This window comes from Salmonella sp. 32010601201800023SM, assembly GCF_017572235.1.
GTDB classification, from domain to species: domain Bacteria; phylum Pseudomonadota; class Gammaproteobacteria; order Enterobacterales; family Enterobacteriaceae; genus Salmonella; species Salmonella enterica.
Genome location: NZ_JAGEQS010000001.1, coordinates 1,141,792 through 1,160,191 on the forward strand (window position 1 = coordinate 1,141,792; position 18,400 = coordinate 1,160,191).

At 52.5% G+C, this 18,400-nt stretch carries 19 protein-coding genes; 8 read left to right on the top strand and 11 right to left on the bottom strand.

What is annotated here, in order from left to right:
- Nucleotides 1–14: 14 nt before the first annotated feature.
- Nucleotides 15–377, bottom strand: a complete 363-nt coding sequence (locus tag J4617_RS05785) for a hypothetical protein (protein WP_017465799.1) — start codon at nucleotides 375–377, stop codon at nucleotides 15–17.
- Nucleotides 378–612: 235 nt separating this feature from the next.
- Here J4617_RS05785 and cbpA point away from each other — a divergent pair, with 235 nt between their 5' ends.
- The 3 genes from cbpA (at nucleotide 613) to J4617_RS05800 (ending at nucleotide 2,854) form a co-directional block, all read left to right on the top strand.
- The gene (gene cbpA / locus J4617_RS05790; protein ID WP_000420603.1) at nucleotides 613–1,533 is read left to right on the top strand and encodes a curved DNA-binding protein; all 921 of its coding nucleotides are present in this window, start codon (nucleotides 613–615) and stop codon (nucleotides 1,531–1,533) included.
- Nucleotides 1,533–1,838 (top strand): chaperone modulator CbpM, encoded by a 306-nt coding sequence (gene cbpM / locus J4617_RS05795; RefSeq protein WP_001284251.1) that lies wholly within the window; start codon nucleotides 1,533–1,535, stop codon nucleotides 1,836–1,838. The genes cbpA and cbpM overlap by 1 nt, the downstream gene beginning before the upstream one ends.
- A gap of 653 nt (nucleotides 1,839–2,491) precedes the next feature.
- Nucleotides 2,492–2,854 (top strand): anti-adapter protein IraM, encoded by a 363-nt coding sequence (locus tag J4617_RS05800; RefSeq protein WP_001537781.1) that lies wholly within the window; start codon nucleotides 2,492–2,494, stop codon nucleotides 2,852–2,854.
- 407 nt (nucleotides 2,855–3,261) lie between these two features.
- Here J4617_RS05800 and J4617_RS05805 read toward each other — a convergent pair whose 3' ends face one another.
- The 9 genes from J4617_RS05805 to hpaG all read right to left on the bottom strand — a co-directional run bounded on the left by J4617_RS05805 (nucleotide 3,262) and on the right by hpaG (nucleotide 12,313).
- Nucleotides 3,262–4,200 carry an MBL fold metallo-hydrolase gene (locus tag J4617_RS05805; RefSeq protein ID WP_000976562.1) on the bottom strand — a complete coding sequence of 313 codons (939 nt, stop codon included), beginning with the start codon at nucleotides 4,198–4,200 and terminating at the stop codon, nucleotides 3,262–3,264.
- 13 nt (nucleotides 4,201–4,213) lie between these two features.
- Nucleotides 4,214–5,110, bottom strand: coding sequence for a 4-hydroxyphenylacetate catabolism regulatory protein HpaA (gene hpaA, locus J4617_RS05810; protein ID WP_000336602.1), 897 nt, complete (start codon nucleotides 5,108–5,110; stop codon nucleotides 4,214–4,216).
- Nucleotides 5,111–5,119: 9 nt separating this feature from the next.
- On the bottom strand, nucleotides 5,120–6,496 hold the full coding sequence (hpaX, locus tag J4617_RS05815) for a 4-hydroxyphenylacetate permease (RefSeq protein WP_001285795.1): 1,377 nt from the start codon (nucleotides 6,494–6,496) through the stop codon (nucleotides 5,120–5,122).
- 71 nt (nucleotides 6,497–6,567) lie between these two features.
- Nucleotides 6,568–7,359: a 4-hydroxy-2-oxoheptanedioate aldolase gene (gene hpaI, locus J4617_RS05820; RefSeq protein ID WP_017465798.1), complete on the bottom strand. Its 792-nt coding sequence runs from the start codon at nucleotides 7,357–7,359 to the stop codon at nucleotides 6,568–6,570.
- A gap of 10 nt (nucleotides 7,360–7,369) precedes the next feature.
- Complete coding sequence (gene hpaH, locus J4617_RS05825) at nucleotides 7,370–8,173, bottom strand: 2-oxo-hept-4-ene-1,7-dioate hydratase (RefSeq protein ID WP_000884795.1); 804 nt, start codon at nucleotides 8,171–8,173, stop codon at nucleotides 7,370–7,372.
- A gap of 144 nt (nucleotides 8,174–8,317) precedes the next feature.
- Nucleotides 8,318–8,698, bottom strand: a complete 381-nt coding sequence (locus J4617_RS05830; RefSeq protein ID WP_001119849.1) for a 5-carboxymethyl-2-hydroxymuconate Delta-isomerase — start codon at nucleotides 8,696–8,698, stop codon at nucleotides 8,318–8,320.
- Between the two features lie 9 nt (nucleotides 8,699–8,707).
- The gene (gene hpaD, locus J4617_RS05835) at nucleotides 8,708–9,559 is read right to left on the bottom strand and encodes a 3,4-dihydroxyphenylacetate 2,3-dioxygenase (protein WP_000516978.1); all 852 of its coding nucleotides are present in this window, start codon (nucleotides 9,557–9,559) and stop codon (nucleotides 8,708–8,710) included.
- A 1-nt stretch (nucleotide 9,560) separates the two neighbouring features.
- Complete coding sequence (gene hpaE, locus J4617_RS05840; RefSeq protein ID WP_000723524.1) at nucleotides 9,561–11,027, bottom strand: 5-carboxymethyl-2-hydroxymuconate semialdehyde dehydrogenase; 1,467 nt, start codon at nucleotides 11,025–11,027, stop codon at nucleotides 9,561–9,563.
- Nucleotides 11,024–12,313 carry a 4-hydroxyphenylacetate degradation bifunctional isomerase/decarboxylase gene (hpaG, locus tag J4617_RS05845; RefSeq protein ID WP_000679210.1) on the bottom strand — a complete coding sequence of 430 codons (1,290 nt, stop codon included), beginning with the start codon at nucleotides 12,311–12,313 and terminating at the stop codon, nucleotides 11,024–11,026. Before hpaG ends, hpaE begins: the two co-directional genes overlap by 4 nt.
- A gap of 274 nt (nucleotides 12,314–12,587) precedes the next feature.
- Here hpaG and hpaR point away from each other — a divergent pair, with 274 nt between their 5' ends.
- The 3 genes from hpaR to J4617_RS05860 all read left to right on the top strand — a co-directional run bounded on the left by hpaR (nucleotide 12,588) and on the right by J4617_RS05860 (nucleotide 15,338).
- Nucleotides 12,588–13,028 carry a homoprotocatechuate degradation operon regulator HpaR gene (hpaR, locus tag J4617_RS05850; RefSeq protein WP_000543920.1) on the top strand — a complete coding sequence of 147 codons (441 nt, stop codon included), beginning with the start codon at nucleotides 12,588–12,590 and terminating at the stop codon, nucleotides 13,026–13,028.
- 217 nt (nucleotides 13,029–13,245) lie between these two features.
- Entirely contained in the window at nucleotides 13,246–14,808 is a 1,563-nt protein-coding gene (gene hpaB / locus J4617_RS05855) for a 4-hydroxyphenylacetate 3-monooxygenase, oxygenase component (protein WP_000801496.1), read from the top strand.
- A 17-nt stretch (nucleotides 14,809–14,825) separates the two neighbouring features.
- On the top strand, nucleotides 14,826–15,338 hold the full coding sequence (locus J4617_RS05860; protein ID WP_001195556.1) for a 4-hydroxyphenylacetate 3-monooxygenase reductase subunit: 513 nt from the start codon (nucleotides 14,826–14,828) through the stop codon (nucleotides 15,336–15,338).
- 332 nt (nucleotides 15,339–15,670) lie between these two features.
- On the opposite strand, the gene hiuH is transcribed toward J4617_RS05860, so the two are convergent.
- Complete coding sequence (gene hiuH, locus J4617_RS05865; RefSeq protein WP_000833182.1) at nucleotides 15,671–16,081, bottom strand: hydroxyisourate hydrolase; 411 nt, start codon at nucleotides 16,079–16,081, stop codon at nucleotides 15,671–15,673.
- 135 nt (nucleotides 16,082–16,216) lie between these two features.
- Between hiuH and hprR the strand changes: the two genes are divergently transcribed.
- Nucleotides 16,217–16,897, top strand: coding sequence for a response regulator transcription factor HprR (hprR, locus tag J4617_RS05870; RefSeq protein WP_000698205.1), 681 nt, complete (start codon nucleotides 16,217–16,219; stop codon nucleotides 16,895–16,897).
- Nucleotides 16,890–18,254: a heavy metal sensor histidine kinase gene (locus tag J4617_RS05875; protein WP_017465797.1), complete on the top strand. Its 1,365-nt coding sequence runs from the start codon at nucleotides 16,890–16,892 to the stop codon at nucleotides 18,252–18,254. The genes hprR and J4617_RS05875 overlap by 8 nt, the downstream gene beginning before the upstream one ends.
- The last annotated feature ends 146 nt before the right edge of the window (nucleotides 18,255–18,400 follow it).

An 18,400-nucleotide genomic window follows, 5' to 3' on the forward strand; every position in this document is an offset into this window, starting at 1 on the left:
CAATAACCGGTCTGTCATTCACGGAAGACACAAAATCGTAGATGTACCCGTAATGTGGGCGGCGAAATAGCCCGTGGAGGCGAAAACGGCAGGCGCATGACCCGGACAGGCGCCAGTAAGGAAAGCAGTAGACAAAGCGCAAGGATAGCGCCTTCAAAGAGTACCGGAGGCGCCGCCAGCAGCGACTTGGCGCTTAATTCGCAGGGGGTGACCGGCGAGCCGTCATCTGTCGAGGAGGGAGCGCTGATCACCGCAGCAGAGGGCGTCGCCTGCATCTGCAAGGCGTGCAGGCCCGCCATGCGTTGCGCGGTACAAACCATTACCACGACACATGCAAGGCAAAGAAACCACCAGCCCATCCGTTGTTGTTTCGCCATTGCGCCCTCACTGTTTAACGCGAGTTATCTTAGCCACTGGCGCGGTTTTGGCAACCTTTCCCCTGTAAAGTTATGTCGGCGCGCTGCGCAACCTTCTGATAGTCGAACAACGTAATTTATTCTTACTAATGATATAACTGGTGTTTTCATACGCACTTTTCAGGTTTACCCTACACTTAGTGGAGAAACCTTTTTGGGGTCCCTTCTGTATGTATTGATTTAGCGAGATGATGCTATGGAACTTAAGGATTATTACGCCATTATGGGCGTGAAACCGACGGACGATCTCAAGACGATTAAGACCGCCTATCGCCGACTGGCCCGCAAGTACCATCCAGATGTCAGCAAAGAACCCGATGCCGAAGCCCGTTTCAAAGAGGTTGCTGAAGCATGGGAAGTGCTGAGTGATGAGCAACGGCGCGCCGAGTATGACCAGTTATGGCAACACCGTAACGATCCACAATTTAATCGCCAGTTCCAGCAACACGAAGGCCAGCCGTATAACGCCGAAGATTTTGATGATATTTTCTCGTCTATTTTTGGTCAGCACGGTCGCCATTCGCACCACCGCCACGCCGCACGCGGTCATGATATCGAAATTGAAGTGGCGGTATTCCTGGAAGAAACGCTGGAAGAGCACCAGCGTACGATTAGCTATTCCGTCCCCGTTTATAACGCGTTCGGCCTGGTGGAGCGGGAAATTCCCAAAACATTGAATGTGAAAATCCCGGCTGGCGTCAGCAACGGGCAACGAATCAGACTGAAAGGCCAGGGCACGCCGGGGGAAAACGGCGGACCTAATGGCGATTTATGGCTCGTTATCCATATTGCCCCGCATCCGCTCTTTGATATTGTCAATCAGGATCTGGAAGTCGTCCTTCCGCTTGCCCCATGGGAGGCGGCGCTCGGCGCTAAGGTGTCTGTGCCAACGCTTAAAGAGCGTATTTTGCTGACCATTCCCCCCGGTAGCCAGGCAGGTCAGCGGCTGCGTATCAAAGGAAAAGGATTAGCCAGTAAAAAGCACACTGGCGATCTCTATGCCATCATCAAAATCGTTATGCCGCCGAAACCTGACGAGAAAACAGCTGCCCTGTGGCAACAACTGGCGGACGCGCAGTCGTCCTTTGACCCACGCCAGCAATGGGGGAAAGCATAATGGCTAACATCACTGTCACCTTTACCATCACCGAATTTTGTTTGCACACCGGCGTGACGGAAGAGGAGCTAAACGAAATCGTCGGACTTGGCGTAATTGAGCCTTACGAAGACGATAACGCCGACTGGCAATTCGACGATCGCGCAGCGAGCGTGGTACAACGCGCGCTACGCTTACGTGAGGAGCTGGCGCTCGACTGGCCTGGGATCGCGGTCGCGTTAACGCTGCTGGAAGAGAATTCACGGCTGCGCGAAGAAAACCGGTTACTACTGCAACGCCTTTCTCGCTTTATCTCGCATCCCTAATCCACGATAAAGGCAATAAACCGAGGGTGGGCTTTCTGCCCACCCCGGATTTACATGCACCCGGTATAATACCAGAATGCCTCTGACATACTTCCCCCAACGGAAGAAATATAGCCTTTCACCGCGCACAACCCGATCAACGAACCGCCAATGTCAGCCATTAATGCGCCATTGCGAAGATCATCGTTTAAATAAAGACCAGCCACACGTTCACATTTTTTAGATACGTCGGTTATTTTTACACGTTAGCGATCATTTATTGCCTGAAGAATATATTCTTTCACTGTTTTGTACTCTCTGGTTGATACGTACCTTCTCCCTGTCAATGCCGGGTAAAATGTACCGCTGCGCTTACAGGTTGCGGTATTTATAAATAAGAAATACAACAGTCACTTACAGTTTAATAATTGAGCGTTATAACATCCACTACCGCCCAATATTTACACCACGCCTAAAATACAAAAATGTAATAGAATGTAAACAAAATAAGAGCATAAAATAAATAACTTATTAAAAAATCAATATAAATAGAGTGGTCAATAAAAAACGATCGTTTTCAACGAGTTATGTTTCTCAGATTTTCATCTATCCTGAATAGGCTTGCGGAAAATGTAATTTACACCATTGACTATTTCACTTAAAAGGTTTCTGTAATGGAATGGAAGGTCGTTGATACAGTTATAAGTCCCTCTACCGGAGTGTCGTTCTCATGCATACATAGCCTAAAAAATCTTAGATTGACCTTATGGTATCAGGCAGATGTTTACATGCCTCCAGGTAGCATTATCATCCCCTTTAATAAGGGGGTCTTAATAAACGATAAACTTTATCCCGTTACTGTTTACAACGTTACCAGGTTTAATCCTGTTCTATGGAAATCGCTTAAAGAAAATAGCCACTGTCCTGGTAACTGCAATCCTAAACCAGAAGCCTGCAGTTATCCTTTCGAGTGTCTGGTATCCGTTTGTCCATTTGGTTTAACCAGAAATATTCAAATAGATAATAAGAAAGTTTAGGAAATAAAGTATGCATTAGCCATGCTACTGATTAAGTGTATTCGCGCACGTTTGCAGTATTTTGCAGTTAAATATGTTTGATATAAAAATTGTACAGTTCGGATATTTTTTGACTCGTTTAATCTAACCTTCACTTTGGCAACGAGGAGCCGGTACAGAGGATATTACTGATGGCCGGCAGACAAAGAAACGCATTGCTTTTAACACTGTATAAATTCCATCCGTGACATTCTTATTTAGTGATATTTCACCAGAGCAATCATCTTACCTTTATTGTGCATAAAAATCAGCAAGTAGTGTTTAGAAAAAATAATGTTTTAGACAAAAGCTCTGCGCGTCATGCTGATCGCCAAAAGCATAACGGGCTGACATCATGTCAGCCCGTGGGTTTATCCCTGCTCTGATACCTACGGTACGCTTATCGTCATATTGTCATGACCGACAATGACAGGGCCCGGGTAATTTTTCATGGCTTCCTGTTGCCAGACGTCATCCGCAACCGTCGCAGGCACCAGATGACTTAACACCAGTTTTTTCACGTGGGACTCGCGAGCAATCTTACCGACATCTTCAATCGTGGTGTGATGCGACGCAATCGCTTCAGCCAGCGTTTTTCCGTTGCCAATACTATTAGCCAGTTTTGCTACCGAGGGGACATGTACCGCCTCATGTACCAGGATATCCGCCCCCTGGGCAAACGTTGCAAGCGGCGGAAACCAGGACGTATCGCCAGAGAAGACGATTCGCTTACCCTGGGTATCAAAACGGTAAGCAAACGCTTCACCGTCCGGGAAAGGGGAATGAGGCACTTTCAGCGCGCTTATTGTAACCAGTTCATCTTTATAGATGACGCCCTGACCAATATCGGTCGCCTTAACCAGGTTGCGCGGATCGGGTTTCCCCTCTTCTTCCATGCGTAGCGTGATATCCCTGTCAAAGACCTTCCAGCTAGCCTTCGTCATCGCCTGGGTTCCCGGCGGGCCATACACCTGTATGGTATGGTCTTTCAGACCACTTGCCCAGGCATTCATCAGCAAGGAAGGATAATCCAGTATGTGGTCGCTGTGCAGATGGGTGAGCAAAATAGTATTGATGTTGCGCAGTGGAATGCCGTTTTTCACCAGTTGCAGACTGGCGCCGTAGCCGGCATCTATCAGCCATATTTTATCGCCGATAGTGAGCGCCGTCGCTTGCGGTAGTCTGGCTGTATTGAGCAAAGAAGGCCCGCCTTTGGTGCCCAGTAAAACAATGTTGATCTCTTGAGGCGCAGGAGTACCGGCAGCAATGGCAAGGTGGCTTTGCGCCAGCATACAAACCGCCAGCATAGCGACGCTTTTTTTCATCATGTTTTTACTCTTCTTAGTTGAGAAAAGAGGGAACTTCACGTTGGCGAAACTGCGAAGGAGAACAGCCAGCAAGGCGATTAAAGAAACGGGCGAAATAAGCCGGATCTTTAAAACCTAATTGCCAGGCGATCTCGTTGACAGCATTGTCGGAAAAAAGCAGCAGTCGTTTCGCCTCGCGTAATTGCCGATCAAAAATCAGGCGTTTAGGCGGGCGATTAGCAAAACGTCGGCAAATATCGGTCAAACGAGATTCGGTAATATGCAGCTCGCAGGCATAATCGGGCACCGTCCAGTGCTGATGGAAGTGGTTGTCAATTAACAGGGTAAAGCGCTGAAAAAGTTTCAGTTCACCGCGCATCCCGGTTGCGGCGTGATCGTCCAGCTTCGCATTACGCAACAGCAAGGTAAATACCGCCTGCGCCAGTAGCACCAGGGTATGTTCGCAGCCAGCCAGTTGTTCCGTGGACTCCCGCTCAATTAGCTGCCAGTAATGTTTGAGCGCCGCCAGCTCGTTGGGTTTATCCGCCAGCGACAGGCAGATTCCCGGCAGGCCAAAGGCCTCTCTGGTGCCGGGATAAAGCACTTCCAGCAGCGGCCAAACCAGCTCTTCGCGTACCGTCAGAACATGGCCATCGCTATCCGATTCGGTAATAAAAGCATGCGGCACCGAGGGCGGCGTAAGCACAAATAGCGGCGCCTGCACCGAATAGCGATGATCGTCGAGCTGTAGCTCAATCTGCCCGGTATCAAGAAAGTGCATTTGAAAAAACTGGTCGTGGCGATGCGCCTGCATATCACGACCAAAGAAATCCGCCATACGAGCAAACGACTGATAATGCACATCGTTACTGCCCATGCTTTCGTCATACTCTTTGCTGATATCAATATTGGCGATCGCACGTTGGCACATAGTTTCTCCTCAAGGGGTGGCGCGCGGACGCGATGCTTTCATGGGAATAAGCCAGATAATGGCGGCGCCGACGACTAACAGAGAAGCGACAAACCAGAGGCCGCTATTGAAGCTACCGGTGATATCTTTTAGCCAGCCAATCATAAACGGGCTGAGCGCGGAGCCAATATTGCCGGTGGCATTGATGACCGCAATGCCTATCGCCCTGGCGCGTAAACTGATCGACTGATCCGGCGTGGTCCAGAAGATCGCCATCGCGCTAAAGGAACCCGTGGATGCCATCACGATCCCCAGGAGCTGGATCAGGTTATGGTCGGTCGCCGACGCCAGCAGCCAGCCCGCGGCGGCAAACAGGAACGGCAACGCCGTGTGATGTTTACGCTCCTGATGTTTGTCCGAATGGCGGCTCCAGTAAATCATGCCCAGAATAGTACAAATCTGCGGGATCGCCGCCAGCAGGCCGATGGTGATATTGCTGCTGCCTTCATTAAAACTTTTCAGGATTTGCGGCGTCCAGATACTAATGGCGCTAAGCGTATTGGTAAGGCAAAAATAGGCCAGCGTATACATCAGTACAATTGGCGTGAATACTTCGCGCCACAGACTACGCTGCTGCATGGCGTTATGGCTGATGGCCCCCTCCGGCTGAACCAGCGTCAGGCGGTCATTATCCATCATCTCCTGCAAACATTTTTTATCCTCTGCCGTCAGCCATTTGGCTTTTGCCGGGGTATCATCCAGGTAAAACCAGACCATAATGCCTAACAAAACTGACGGAAATCCTTCCAACAGGAATAACCACTGCCATCCATGCAGATTGAATATGCCGTCCAGCGATAAAATATAGCCGGAGACAATCGACCCCAACGCGGTAGTGGCCGGCATGGCAATCATAAATAATGCGTTGGCGCGGGCGCGGAAAAATGCCGGAAACCAGTAAGTTAAATAGAGCAATATTCCTGGCAAAAAGCCCGCTTCGGTAATGCCCACCAGCATTCGCAGCACATACAGGCTTTTCGGTCCCACCGCGAACATCGTGGCGGTAGATGCAATGCCCCATAGCACCATAATGGTCGCAATCCAGCGGCGGGCGCCGACGATGCTCAACATCACGTTGCTGGGAATGCCGAAAATGACGTAGGTGGCGTAAAACAGCGTCGTGGCAAGGCCAAACATGGTGGCGCTTAACCCCAGATCCTGCCCCATCGTCAACCCGGCAAAACCGATGTTGATACGGTCTAAAAACGAGAAGATAAACAACACGAATAAAAATACGATCAGTCGGCGGAACAGTTTATTTATGACGGTTTGTTGACCCGTGCTGAGCGCGTTGTGCGAACGGACAGACTCGGGGCTTTCCGGAAGTGCAGATGATGTGTCGCTCATTTTTTTTCCTCTGATGGGAATTTTGTAGGGTACTACGGTTGCTCGGTAGCGCTACGCTTACCGGGCCAGGCTTAATAGACGCCGGACGCACCGGACAGCTTTTTTTCTGCGCCAAAGCGCGCCGCCAGCGCCTCCGCGCCGCGCGCCAGCAGCGTGGTGTCAACGCCGACGGCGACAAATAGCGCCCCCAGTTCCAGATAACGTTTCGCCAGTGCTTCATTGGCCATCAGAATCCCCGGCGCTTTCCCCGCCGCGCGTATCTGCACGATGGCGTTCTCAATCGCCGCCTGCACTTCCGGGTGCTGCGGATTGCCGGCAAAGCCCATATCGGCGCTGAGGTCCGCCGGACCAATAAACACGCCGTCAATGCCATCCACGTCGAGAATTGACGCCAGATTGCTCATCGCCTCACGCGTTTCAATCTGCACCAGTACGCACATGGCGTCGTTGGCCTGGTGGAGATAGTCCGGAATGCGGTTCCAGCGCGATGCCCGCGCCAGCGCGCTGCCCACGCCGCGAATACCGGCAGGCGGATAACGCGTAGCCGCTACGGCGTTTCGCGCTTCATCGGCATTCTGCACCATCGGTATCAGCAGCGTTTGCGCGCCGACGTCGAGCAGTTGCTTAATCTGTACCGGATCGTTCCACGACGGACGCACCACCGGCTGGCTGGGATAGGGCGCAATCGCCAGCAACTGGGTCAACACCGTCTGCACGTTGTTTGGCGCGTGTTCACCGTCAATCAGTAGCCAGTCGAAGCCGGCGCCCGCTAACAGTTCAGCGCTGTAACTGTTGGCAAGCCCCAGCCACAAACCGATTTGCGGACGCCCCGCTTTTAACGCGTCTTTGAAAGCATTTTTCATCGTTTTTTCCTTACACAAACCGGCAACTGATCGCGCCCATGTTGCCGTAGTCGACATGGAAGGTGTCGCCCTTGCGCGCCGGCACCGGGCGGGTGAACGAGCCGCCGAGGATGATCTGCCCGGCTTCAAGCTGGACATCGTAGGGGGCAAGCTTGTTTGCCAGCCACGCCACGCCGTTGGCCGGATGATTCAGCACGCCTGCGGCGACGCCGGTTTCTTCGATCACGCCGTTGCGATAGAGCAGCGCGGAGATCCAGCGCAGATCCAGCTCGTCTGGTTTGATGGGACGACCACCGAGGATCACCCCGGCGTTGGCGGCGTTGTCGGAAATGGTGTCGAACACTTTGCGCGGGCGCTGGGTTTCCGGGTCGATGTTGTGGCTGCGGGCGTCAATCAGTTCCAGCGCCGGAATCACATAATCCGTGGCGTTGTAGACGTCGAACAGCGTGCAGTGAGGGCCGCGCAGCGGTTTCGCCAGCACAAACGCCAGCTCCACTTCAATACGCGGGACGATAAAACGGTCGGTGGGGATATCGCCGCCGTCATGGAAGAACATATCGTCAAGCAGCGCGCCGTAATCCGGTTCGCTGATTTGCGAGCTGGCCTGCATCGCTTTTGAGGTCAGGCCGATTTTGTGGCCTTTGAGCGTGCGCCCTTCGGCGATCTTGATATTGACCCATTCACGCTGTACGGCATATGCATCTTCAATAGTGATGTTGGGATAATCCAGCGACACTGCGCGAATCTGTTCACGCTGTTTTTCAGCCTGATTAAGTCGCTGAGCGATCAGGGTATGGGTCTGTTTATCGAGCATAGTTGCTTCCTGTTACGTCATTCGGTGCTGCTGCGCCGGGTGGCGACGCGGGTGCGTCTTACCCGGCCTACGGTTCGGTATTGCTTCGTGCATCGTTTTTTTTGTAGGCCCGGTAAGCGCAGCGCCACCGGGCGAAAGAGTGTGCTATTTAAATAACGCGTGTACGTTGTTTTGTTTGTAATTGAGCGTCGGATGTAGCTCGGCAATCTCAAACGACAGCGCCAGATAGCGGTTCTCCATCAGGTCGGCGAAGTGGGCTTTAATCAGCCCAAACAGCATTTCGCCGACTTCCTGACGGCTCTCCAGGCTGCGCCCGGCACCGATTTTCAGCGTCATATGCACAAACGCGTAATCATGCTTACCGTCAGCCATCTGCCAGGTATCCAGCCAGTGGGCGCGACTGCGGATACCGCCGATGGGGAAAATCCCGCTGGCGGCCAGCGCCTCGTTTACCTTGCTGAACAGGCCGGGTAAATCAGCCTGCTCGCGAATATTTTCAGTACATTCAGCAATAAAGTGCGGCATAAACACCCCTTACGCAGGCAGCGGGAAAACAGCGTTCACCTGGCCAGTACCGGAGCTGGCGAACAGGTCGGTGATGAACTCCACCTTGCCGTCGTATTTGTCCCAACCCAGCATTCCCAGCAGCATGACCGTGTCGTGCATGTTGCCTTCGCCGTAGCAGTAGTCGGCGTACTCCGGCAACATGGTGCAAAACTCCTTGAATTTTCCTTCGCGCCACAGCTTGACCACACGCTCGTCCATTTGATGATCGAACTCGCGGGTGTAGCTGTTCATCCCCTCTTCCGCCCGTTGGTCGTCAATAAAACGGTGCGACAGAGAACCACTGGCGAATACCGCTACGGTACCGTCATATTTCTCAATCGCCTTGAGAATGGCTTCGCCCAGTCTGCGGCTGTCGGCAAAATCATGCACAGTGCAGAACGCCGAGATGGAGACCACTTTGAAGTGCTTGTCGCTGTTCATGTAGCGCATCGGTACCAGCGTGCCATACTCCAGCTTCAGGCTCGGGATGTTATGCGCTTTAGCGCGCACGCCCAGTTTGACCGCCTCGTCGGCGATCAGATGGCCGAGCTCCGGATTACCGTCATAGTCATAGGTCATGTCGCGAATAAAGTGCGGCAATTCGTTGCTGGTATAGACGCCCTGGAAATGGTCGGCACAATTAATGTGGTAAGCGCTATTCACCAGCCAGTGGGTGTCGAATACGATAATGGTGTCAACGCCCATTTCGCGGCAACGCTTGCCAATTTCAATATGCCCATCAATGGCTGCCTGACGACAACCGTGATTTTTTCCCGGCAGTTCAGAAAGATACATCGACGGCACGTGGGTAATTTTTGCTGCTAACGCTAACTTGCCCATATCAAACTCCCCATTTTGGGATAGGATGGTCGCCCATTGAGATGCAGACGTTTTTCATTTCCGCAAACACTTCGAAGCTATATTCGCCGCCTTCGCGCCCGGTACCGGAGGCTTTCACGCCGCCGAACGGCTGGCGCAGGTCGCGGACGTTCTGGGTGTTGACGAAGACCATGCCGGCTTCAATCCCACGCGCCAGGCGCAACACTTTGCTCACGTCCTGGGTCCAGATATAAGAGGCCAGACCGTATTCCACGTCGTTCGCCAGGCGTAACCCTTCCGCTTCGTCTTTGAATGGCAGCAGACAAGCGACCGGCCCAAAGATCTCTTCCTGCGCGACGCGCATACGGTTGTCGACATCGGCCAGCACGGTTGGGCGCAGGAAGTTACCGCCTTTCAGATGCGCAGGCAGGTCAGTGGGTTTTTCCGCACCGCCCGCCAGCAGCGTTGCGCCCTCTTCAATGCCGAGGCGAATATAACCGGAGACTTTTTCCCAGTGCTGTTGGCTAATCAGCGCGCCGACCTGGGTATTCGGGTCGGTCGGATCGCCGACACGCAGGCGATTCGCGCGTTCGGCAAAGCGCTTCACGAACTCAGGGTAAATGCTCTGCTGGATAAAGATGCGCGACCCGGCGGTGCAGCGTTCGCCATTGATCGAGAAGATGGTGAACAGCGCGGCGTCCAGCGCGCGCTCAATGTCGGCATCTTCAAAAATCAGCACCGGCGATTTGCCGCCCAGCTCCATCGAGTATTTTTTCAGGCCGGCATTTTTCATGATATTGCGACCGGTGGCGGTACCGCCGGTAAACGACACCGCACGCACGTCATGGTGGCGTACCAGCGCATCGCCCGCCGTCGCGCCGTAGCCCTGCACCACGTTCAGCACGCCTGCCGGAATTCCTGCCTCCAGCGCCAGCTCGCCCAACCTGTCGGCAGTCAACGGCGACAGCTCGGACATTTTGAGCACCGCGGTGTTGCCCAGCGCCAGGCACGGCGCGACTTTCCAGGTCGCGGTCATAAACGGCACGTTCCACGGCGACACCAGCGCGCAGACGCCGACGGGCTGCACCAGCGTATAATTGAGCATTTTATCGTCAACAGGATAGGTCTTGCCGTTCATCTGCTGGCACACTTCGGCGAAGAATTCGAAGTTATGCGAGGCGCGCGGGATCAGCACGTTTTTAGTTTGGTGAATAGGCAGGCCGGTGTCAGCGGTTTCCATCGCCGCGATTTCCGGCACATGCTGGTCAATCAGGTCACCCAAACGACGCATCAGGCGCGCGCGCTCTTTCATCGGTAGGTTGGCCCATTTCGGGAACGCCTCTTTTGCCGCCGCGACAGCCTGGTTCACTTCTGCTTCACCGCCGGAGGCTACTTCCGCCAGCACGTCACCGGTCGCCGGGTTAGTGGTCTGGAAGTAGTCATTACCTGCAACGTTTTTGCCGTTAATCCAATGATTTATTTTCTTCATTTTGCGCTCTCCTCACTGACGATTCGGTTAACCAGGCGGCCCACGCCTTCTACTTCCACGACAACTTCATCCCCCGGCACCACATCGGAAAGCCCTTTCGGCGTACCGGTGGCAATCATGTCGCCCGGTTGCAACGTCATAAATTCGCTCAGATAAGAAATCAGGAACGGGATGCTGAAGATCAGATCGGCGGTCGTCCCTTCCTGCCGCAGCTCACCGTTAACAAAGGTGCGTAACGTCAAGTTGTGCGGATCAGAAACCGCCTCTTTATCCACAATCCACGGGCCTATCGGCGTCAGGCCGTCGCGGCTTTTTACCCGCAGATTCGGACGGTAGTAGTTTTCCAGATAGTCGCGGATCGCGTAGTCGTTACAGACGGTGTAACCGGCCACATACTCCATGGCTTCGGCTTCGCTCACCTTACGCGCCGTTTTGCCAATCACCACGACCAACTCGGCTTCGTAGTGCATATATTCGACGTTGTTCGGGCGCACCGACGTTTGGTGATGTTCGGTAAAGGTGTTTGGCGCTTTGATAAATACCAGCGGCTCTTTCGGCGGCGTAAATGCCAGCTCGCTGGCGTGATCGGCGTAGTTCAACCCCAGCGCAAATAACGTACCCGTCGCTGACAGCGGCCACGTAAACGTCTGGTGGCGGGCGAATTCATCTTCTGCGACAACCGGATTTTCCAGCGCGGGTAAACCTTTCGCCAGAATACGCACCCGATCGCCGGGACGCAGCGCAACGCGATTCTGCGGCGTACCGAGTAAGATCGCATCGCCAGGGTTAAGCGTAGCGAACTCACTTAACGCGCTAAGTAGTTGTGCGGCGCTACGCTGTAAATCGGCAGTATTCCAGTGGTCCGCTTCTCGTCCGTTGATTTCCGTGATAATGGTGAGGTTATCCACATCACTCAGCGGTGCCATTTCACCCAGCGGGCAAAAGCCATCGCGACATTTCGCTTTAATCGCCGGGCGATAAAAGCTCTCTTCCGGCAGGCTGACCTCGTTAGCCAGCGCATACCCGGCGATATAGTCCGCCGCCGCTTCAGGGCGTATCCGGCTGGCGGTTTTCCCCACAATGAGCGCCACTGTCGCGCCGCTCAGTACCTTTTCTCCCTGCGGATAAGGAATGGGTTCGCCGTGACGAATCACCGTATTACGCGGTTTGATGAACCACACTGCGGTTTTAGGCGGCGCATTATAGGGAGGCTGAGAGAAAGCCTCTTGCCAGGCATCAAGCTGACTGCGATGGTTTAACGCAACGGCGAAAACAGTACCCTTCATACATAAACTCCTCAGGCCGATTCAACGGGCTGTGATTTCATTAATATATTAATGATTAGATTTATGCTTTCGCTGTACATTTAGCAAGCTGAAGTAAAGTATTTGTGATGTGATTAACAATATTTTCACAAATTTATTATTAAATGCATACATATCAAAGAGTTAAATAAAACCCCTTGTTTCTGTTAAACTTTGGACATAAAACAGATGTCATAGCTCACATCGGTAAACACGATTATTCAGGTATTAATAATTCTGCAAAAGAGAAACGCTTATGCATGATTCATTAACCATCGCATTGCTTCAGGCGCGCGAAGCGGCAATGACCTATTTCCGCCCCATCGTTAAAAGCCACAATCTGACCGACCAGCAATGGCGCATTGTGCGAATCCTGGCCGATAGCCCCTCTATGGATTTTCACGAGCTGGCCTTTCGTTCCTGCATTTTGCGTCCAAGTCTGACCGGAATATTGACGCGCATGGAGCGAGACGGACTGGTGTTGCGACTCAAGCCGGTTAACGATCAGCGTAAGTTATATGTCATGTTGACGGAGCAGGGACAAACGTTGTACGCCCGTGCCCGAAGCCAGGTAGAAGAGGCTTATCGAAAAATTGAGGCCGATTTCACGCCCGAAAAAACACAGCAATTGATGCTGCTGCTGGACGATCTTATTGCTCTGGGGCGCCAGCATCCTGATAGCGAAGCGGAAGCATAGTATTCTTACCTTCCCACGCCGCCGACACGGGAATCCCCTCCCGCTTACAACGTTGACGGCGATCGCATTTTACTCTTCTTCTTCGACGTTCATCTGAAAAGTACCCGCCGTTGTCCTGAAAGTCTCTTCACAGTTTACGCTTCTGCCTATTCAATTAAACAACAAATAAGAAACATATTATTAACAAAACATTCCGATTAACGAGGAAGAGGCCGCAATGAAACCTGAAGATTTTCGTACTGATAACAAGCGTCCGTTAACGGGCGAAGAGTATTTAAAAAGCCTGCAGGACGGGCGGGAAATTTATATTTACGGCGAACGCGTTAAAGATGTTACGACACATCCGGCATTCCGCAATGCCGCAGCCTCTGTCGCACAACTGTATGACGCATTACATAAACCGTCGATGCAAGATACCCTGTGCTGGAATACCGATACCGGCAGCGGCGGTTATACGCATAAATTTTTCCGCGTGGCGAAAAGCGCAGACGATCTGCGCCAACAGCGTGATGCTATCGCCGAGTGGTCACGCCTGAGTTACGGCTGGATGGGACGCACACCGGATTACAAAGCCGCCTTTGGCTGCGCTCTGGGCGCTAACCCAGCCTTCTACGGCCAGTTTGAGCAGAACGCCCGCAACTGGTACACCCGCATTCAGGAGACCGGCCTGTACTTTAACCATGCTATCGTCAACCCGCCCATTGATCGCCACAAACCTGCCGACGAAGTGAAAGACGTCTATATCAAGCTGGAGAAAGAGACGGACGCCGGGATTATTGTCAGCGGGGCGAAAGTTGTCGCCACTAACTCCGCCCTGACTCACTACAACATGATTGGTTTCGGCTCAGCCCAGGTGATGGGCGAAAACCCGGATTTCGCTCTGATGTTTGTCGCGCCAATGGATGCCGAAGGCGTAAAACTTATTTCGCGCGCCTCGTATGAAATGGTCGCGGGCGCGACGGGCTCGCCGTTTGATTATCCACTCTCCAGCCGCTTTGATGAAAACGATGCCATTCTGGTGATGGACAAGGTGTTGATCCCGTGGGAAAACGTGTTGATTTACCGTGATTTCGATCGTTGCCGTCGCTGGACGATGGAAGGCGGCTTTGCCCGTATGTATCCACTGCAAGCCTGTGTTCGTCTGGCGGTTAAACTTGATTTCATTACCGCGCTGCTGAAAAAATCGCTCGAATGTACGGGTACCGTAGAGTTCCGGGGCGTGCAGGCCGATCTCGGAGAAGTCGTGGCGTGGCGCAATATGTTCTGGGCATTGAGCGATTCTATGTGTTCTGAAGCAACCCCGTGGGTAAACGGCGCCTGGCTACCGGACCACGCCGCGCTGCAAACCTACCGTGTGATGGCCCCAATGGCCTACGCGAAAATTAAAAATATTATTGAACGTAACGTTACCAGCGGCCTGATTTACCTGCCTTCCAGCGCCCGCGATTTGAATAATCCGCAAATCGACCAGTACCTGGCGAAATACGTACGCGGCTCTAACGGAATGGACCATGTTGAACGTATCAAAATTCTTAAATTGATGTGGGATGCCATCGGCAGCGAGTTTGGCGGTCGCCATGAGCTGTACGAGATTAACTACTCGGGCAGCCAGGATGAAATTCGTCTGCAGTGCCTGCGTCAGGCCCAGAGCTCCGGCAATATGGATAAGATGATGGCAATGGTCGATCGCTGCCTCTCCGAATACGATCAGAATGGCTGGACGGTTTCGCATTTGCACAATAACGACGACATCAATCAACTGGATAAGCTGCTGAAATAACGCGGCAGGAGGTTCTCATGCAAGTAGATGAACAACGTCTGCGTTTTCGCGATGCGATGGCAAGTCTGGCGGCAGCGGTCAACATCGTAACCACTGCGGGTCACGCCGGACGCTGCGGTATCACCGCAACAGCGGTCTGCTCCGTCACCGATACGCCGCCCTCCGTAATGGTATGTATTAATGCCAATAGCGCCATGAACCCCGTTTTTCAGGGTAACGGCAGGCTGTGCATTAATGTACTTAACCATGAGCAGGAGCTGATGGCGCGCCACTTTGCCGGTATGACGGGGATGGCGATGGAGGAGCGTTTTCACCAGCCATGTTGGCAAAACGGGCCGCTGGGCCAGCCGGTACTTAACGGCGCGCTGGCCGGTCTTGAAGGCGAGATCAGCGAGGTACAAACCATTGGCACGCATCTGGTGTATCTGGTGGCGATCAAAAATATTATCCTTAGCCAGGATGGGCATGGCCTGATTTATTTCAAACGCCGTTTTCATCCGGTCAGACTTGAGATGGAAGCGCCTGTTTAACCGTCACTCATGCCCACAAGCGGGATAACCACCGCTTGTGGGAGGAGAGTCGATACGCTGAAGATTTTTATTCCCGCCGCGATGTCTGCTCGCCATAAATCGCGGCGATTAATAAAATCTAAGAGCCTGTCCCACCAGGCGTTATTGGCGCTGCCTGTTTGGACACGGACAGCGCGCAAAAACCGGAGCGTACACGTTGTACGTGAGGTTTGACTCGCTACGCTCGCCCTTCGGGCCGCCGCAAGCGGCGTTCAAAACGCTAACGCGTTTTGGCGAGCACTGCCCAGGACCAAAATGGCAAGCAAAATAGCCCTAATGGGATAGGCTCTAAATTAGCTCCCGCGATAGGTTGAATAACCATACTGACTTAATAACAGCGGCACATGATAGTGCTCATTCGTTTTGCTGATATGAAACTCGACGGGAATCTCCGGGAAAAACGTGTCCAGTTTTTTACTTTCAAAATACTGGCCGGTTTTAAAAATAACGCGATAATCCCCCGGCGCGGCAGCTTTTTCGGGCCACAGTGCTTTAATACGTCCATCCTGGTCGGTATGCCCGGTGTTTAATTGCGTCCATCCGTTATCCTTTTTCTGCTCCAGTACCACCTCCACGCCGGGCGCTGGTTTGCCTGTTTGCTGATCGAGAATATGTACGCTGAGAATATTGTTGCCAGCGGCCAGCGCCATTGCCGGGGCTGCAACAAGAGATGCTATCGCGGTAGCCAGTATATATCGTTTCATGCTTCACTCCTTTACGGTATTGATGCAGGAAAATATATCTGGCGCGTCCAGGATTAACCTTACACGGACATGACAATTATGTCATCTTGTTGGAGATTTACGGATTCGCTACCAAGCCTATGGCATACTGCGTTGATGAAGATTTTATTGATTGAAGATAACCAGAAAACCATTGAGTGGGTACGTCAGGGACTCACGGAGGCAGGCTATGTGGTTGATTATGCCTGTGATGGACGAGACGGATTACACCTGGCCCTTCAGGAACATTATTCATTGATTATTCTTGATATTATGTTGCCAGGGCTTGATGGATGGCAGGTTTTACGCGCGTTACGCACTGCGCATCAGTCCCCTGTTATTTGCCTGACGGCGCGCGACTCGGTTGAGGATCGCGTCAAAGGTCTTGAGGCGGGCGCTAATGATTACCTTGTTAAGCCTTTTTCCTTCGCCGAACTGCTGGCCCGGGTGAGAGCTCAACTCAGACAGCATGTCCCTGCCTTTACCCGACTGACGATCAATGGTCTGGACATGGATGCCACAAAGCAATCGGTGTCACGAAATGGCAAACCGATTTCCCTGACCCGCAAAGAATTCCTGCTCCTCTGGTTACTGGCGTCCCGGGCAGGAGAAATCGTGCCCCGAACCGCGATCGCCAGCGAAGTTTGGGGAATTAACTTTGATAGTGAAACCAACACCGTTGATGTCGCGATTCGTCGGCTGCGCGCCAAAGTAGACGATCCATTTGAAAAGAAGCTCATTATGACCGTCCGGGGGATGGGTTATCGATTACAGGCGGAAACGTCGCAGAATGGTTAAGTTATCAATGACGCTGCGCCTGACAATTTCTTTTATCGCCATCCTTATCCTCGCCTGTACCGGCATTAGCTGGACGCTCTATAACGCGCTGAGCAAAGAATTAACGTATCGTGATGATATGACGCTAATAAATCGGGCGGCGCAAATGCAGCAACTGTTACTGGATGGCGCCAAGCCGGAAAATCTGCCGCTCTATTTCAATCGGATGGTGGATACGAAGCAGGATATCTTATTGATCCATTCAGCAACAGGCCACAATGTTGCGATTAATCATAGCGGCATCCCCGACCAACGCTTTAACGAGATTCCGCTGGCTAAAAACATCACCCGCGAAACCTTATTTCGCCAGGCGGTACAAGGCACGGAACTGACCGCGGTACGAGTAAACGCCAGAAGCGGCGATGACCCGCTGACCCTTACTATTGCCAGGCTGGCGACGGAAAGGCGGCAAATGCTGACGCAATATCGCCGCAACAGTTTGCTGATTAGCCTTATCGCGATCCTCGTCTGTTCGGCGCTCAGTCCATTAGTCATCAGAAACGGGCTGCGGGCCATTACGTCGCTCAGCCGACTCACCGCGGCGACAGATAGCGGCACACTTCGCCAGCCGTTGGCGGAACAGGCGTTACCCGTCGAGCTCAGGCCGCTTGGACAAGCGCTAAATACTATGCGCCAGAAGCTTTCCGACGATTTTGAACGCCTGAACCAATTTGCCGACGATCTGGCGCATGAGCTGCGCACGCCGGTTAATATTTTACTGGGGAAGAATCAGGTGATGCTGAGTCAGGAACGCAGCGCCGAAGAGTATCAACAAGCCCTTGTCGATAATATTGAAGAGCTGGAGGGACTGTCGCGACTGACAGAAAATATTCTCTTTCTGGCACGCGCGGAGCACCAGAATATAGCGGTAAAAAAACAGCCTGTTTCGCTCAATGCGTTGGTTGAAAATATGCTGGATTATCTTAGCCTCCTTGCCGAGGAGAAGCGCATCTGTTTTATAAATCAATGTCAGGGAACGGTATGGGCTGACGAAATATTATTACAAAGAGTGCTCTCAAACCTGCTGACGAATGCCATCCGTTATTCTGATGAAAACGCCGTGATACGTATTGAAAGCGCTTATGATGATAACGTTGCAGAAATTCGGGTCGCTAATCCAGGCAGCCACCCCGCCGATGCGGATAAGCTTTTCCGGCGTTTTTGGCGAGGAGATAATGCCCGCCACACTGCCGGTTTCGGCCTGGGGTTATCGTTAGTTAACGCGATTGCTCTATTACACGGTGGCTCGGCATCTTACCGCTATGCCGATGAACATAATATCTTTTCGGTTCGTCTGCCTGATAGTGGTGATAGCTAAGGTCAGGACAGGTTCTGTTCCCCTTCCCTGCCACAGGGCTGTGGTTATCAATACAACCTCAATAAAGAGAAAATAAAGGATGCCGGCAAAGAATATTGCTGGCTCGATCACTTTCTCGGTTTCCAATCCAGGGTCAATTCATCCCA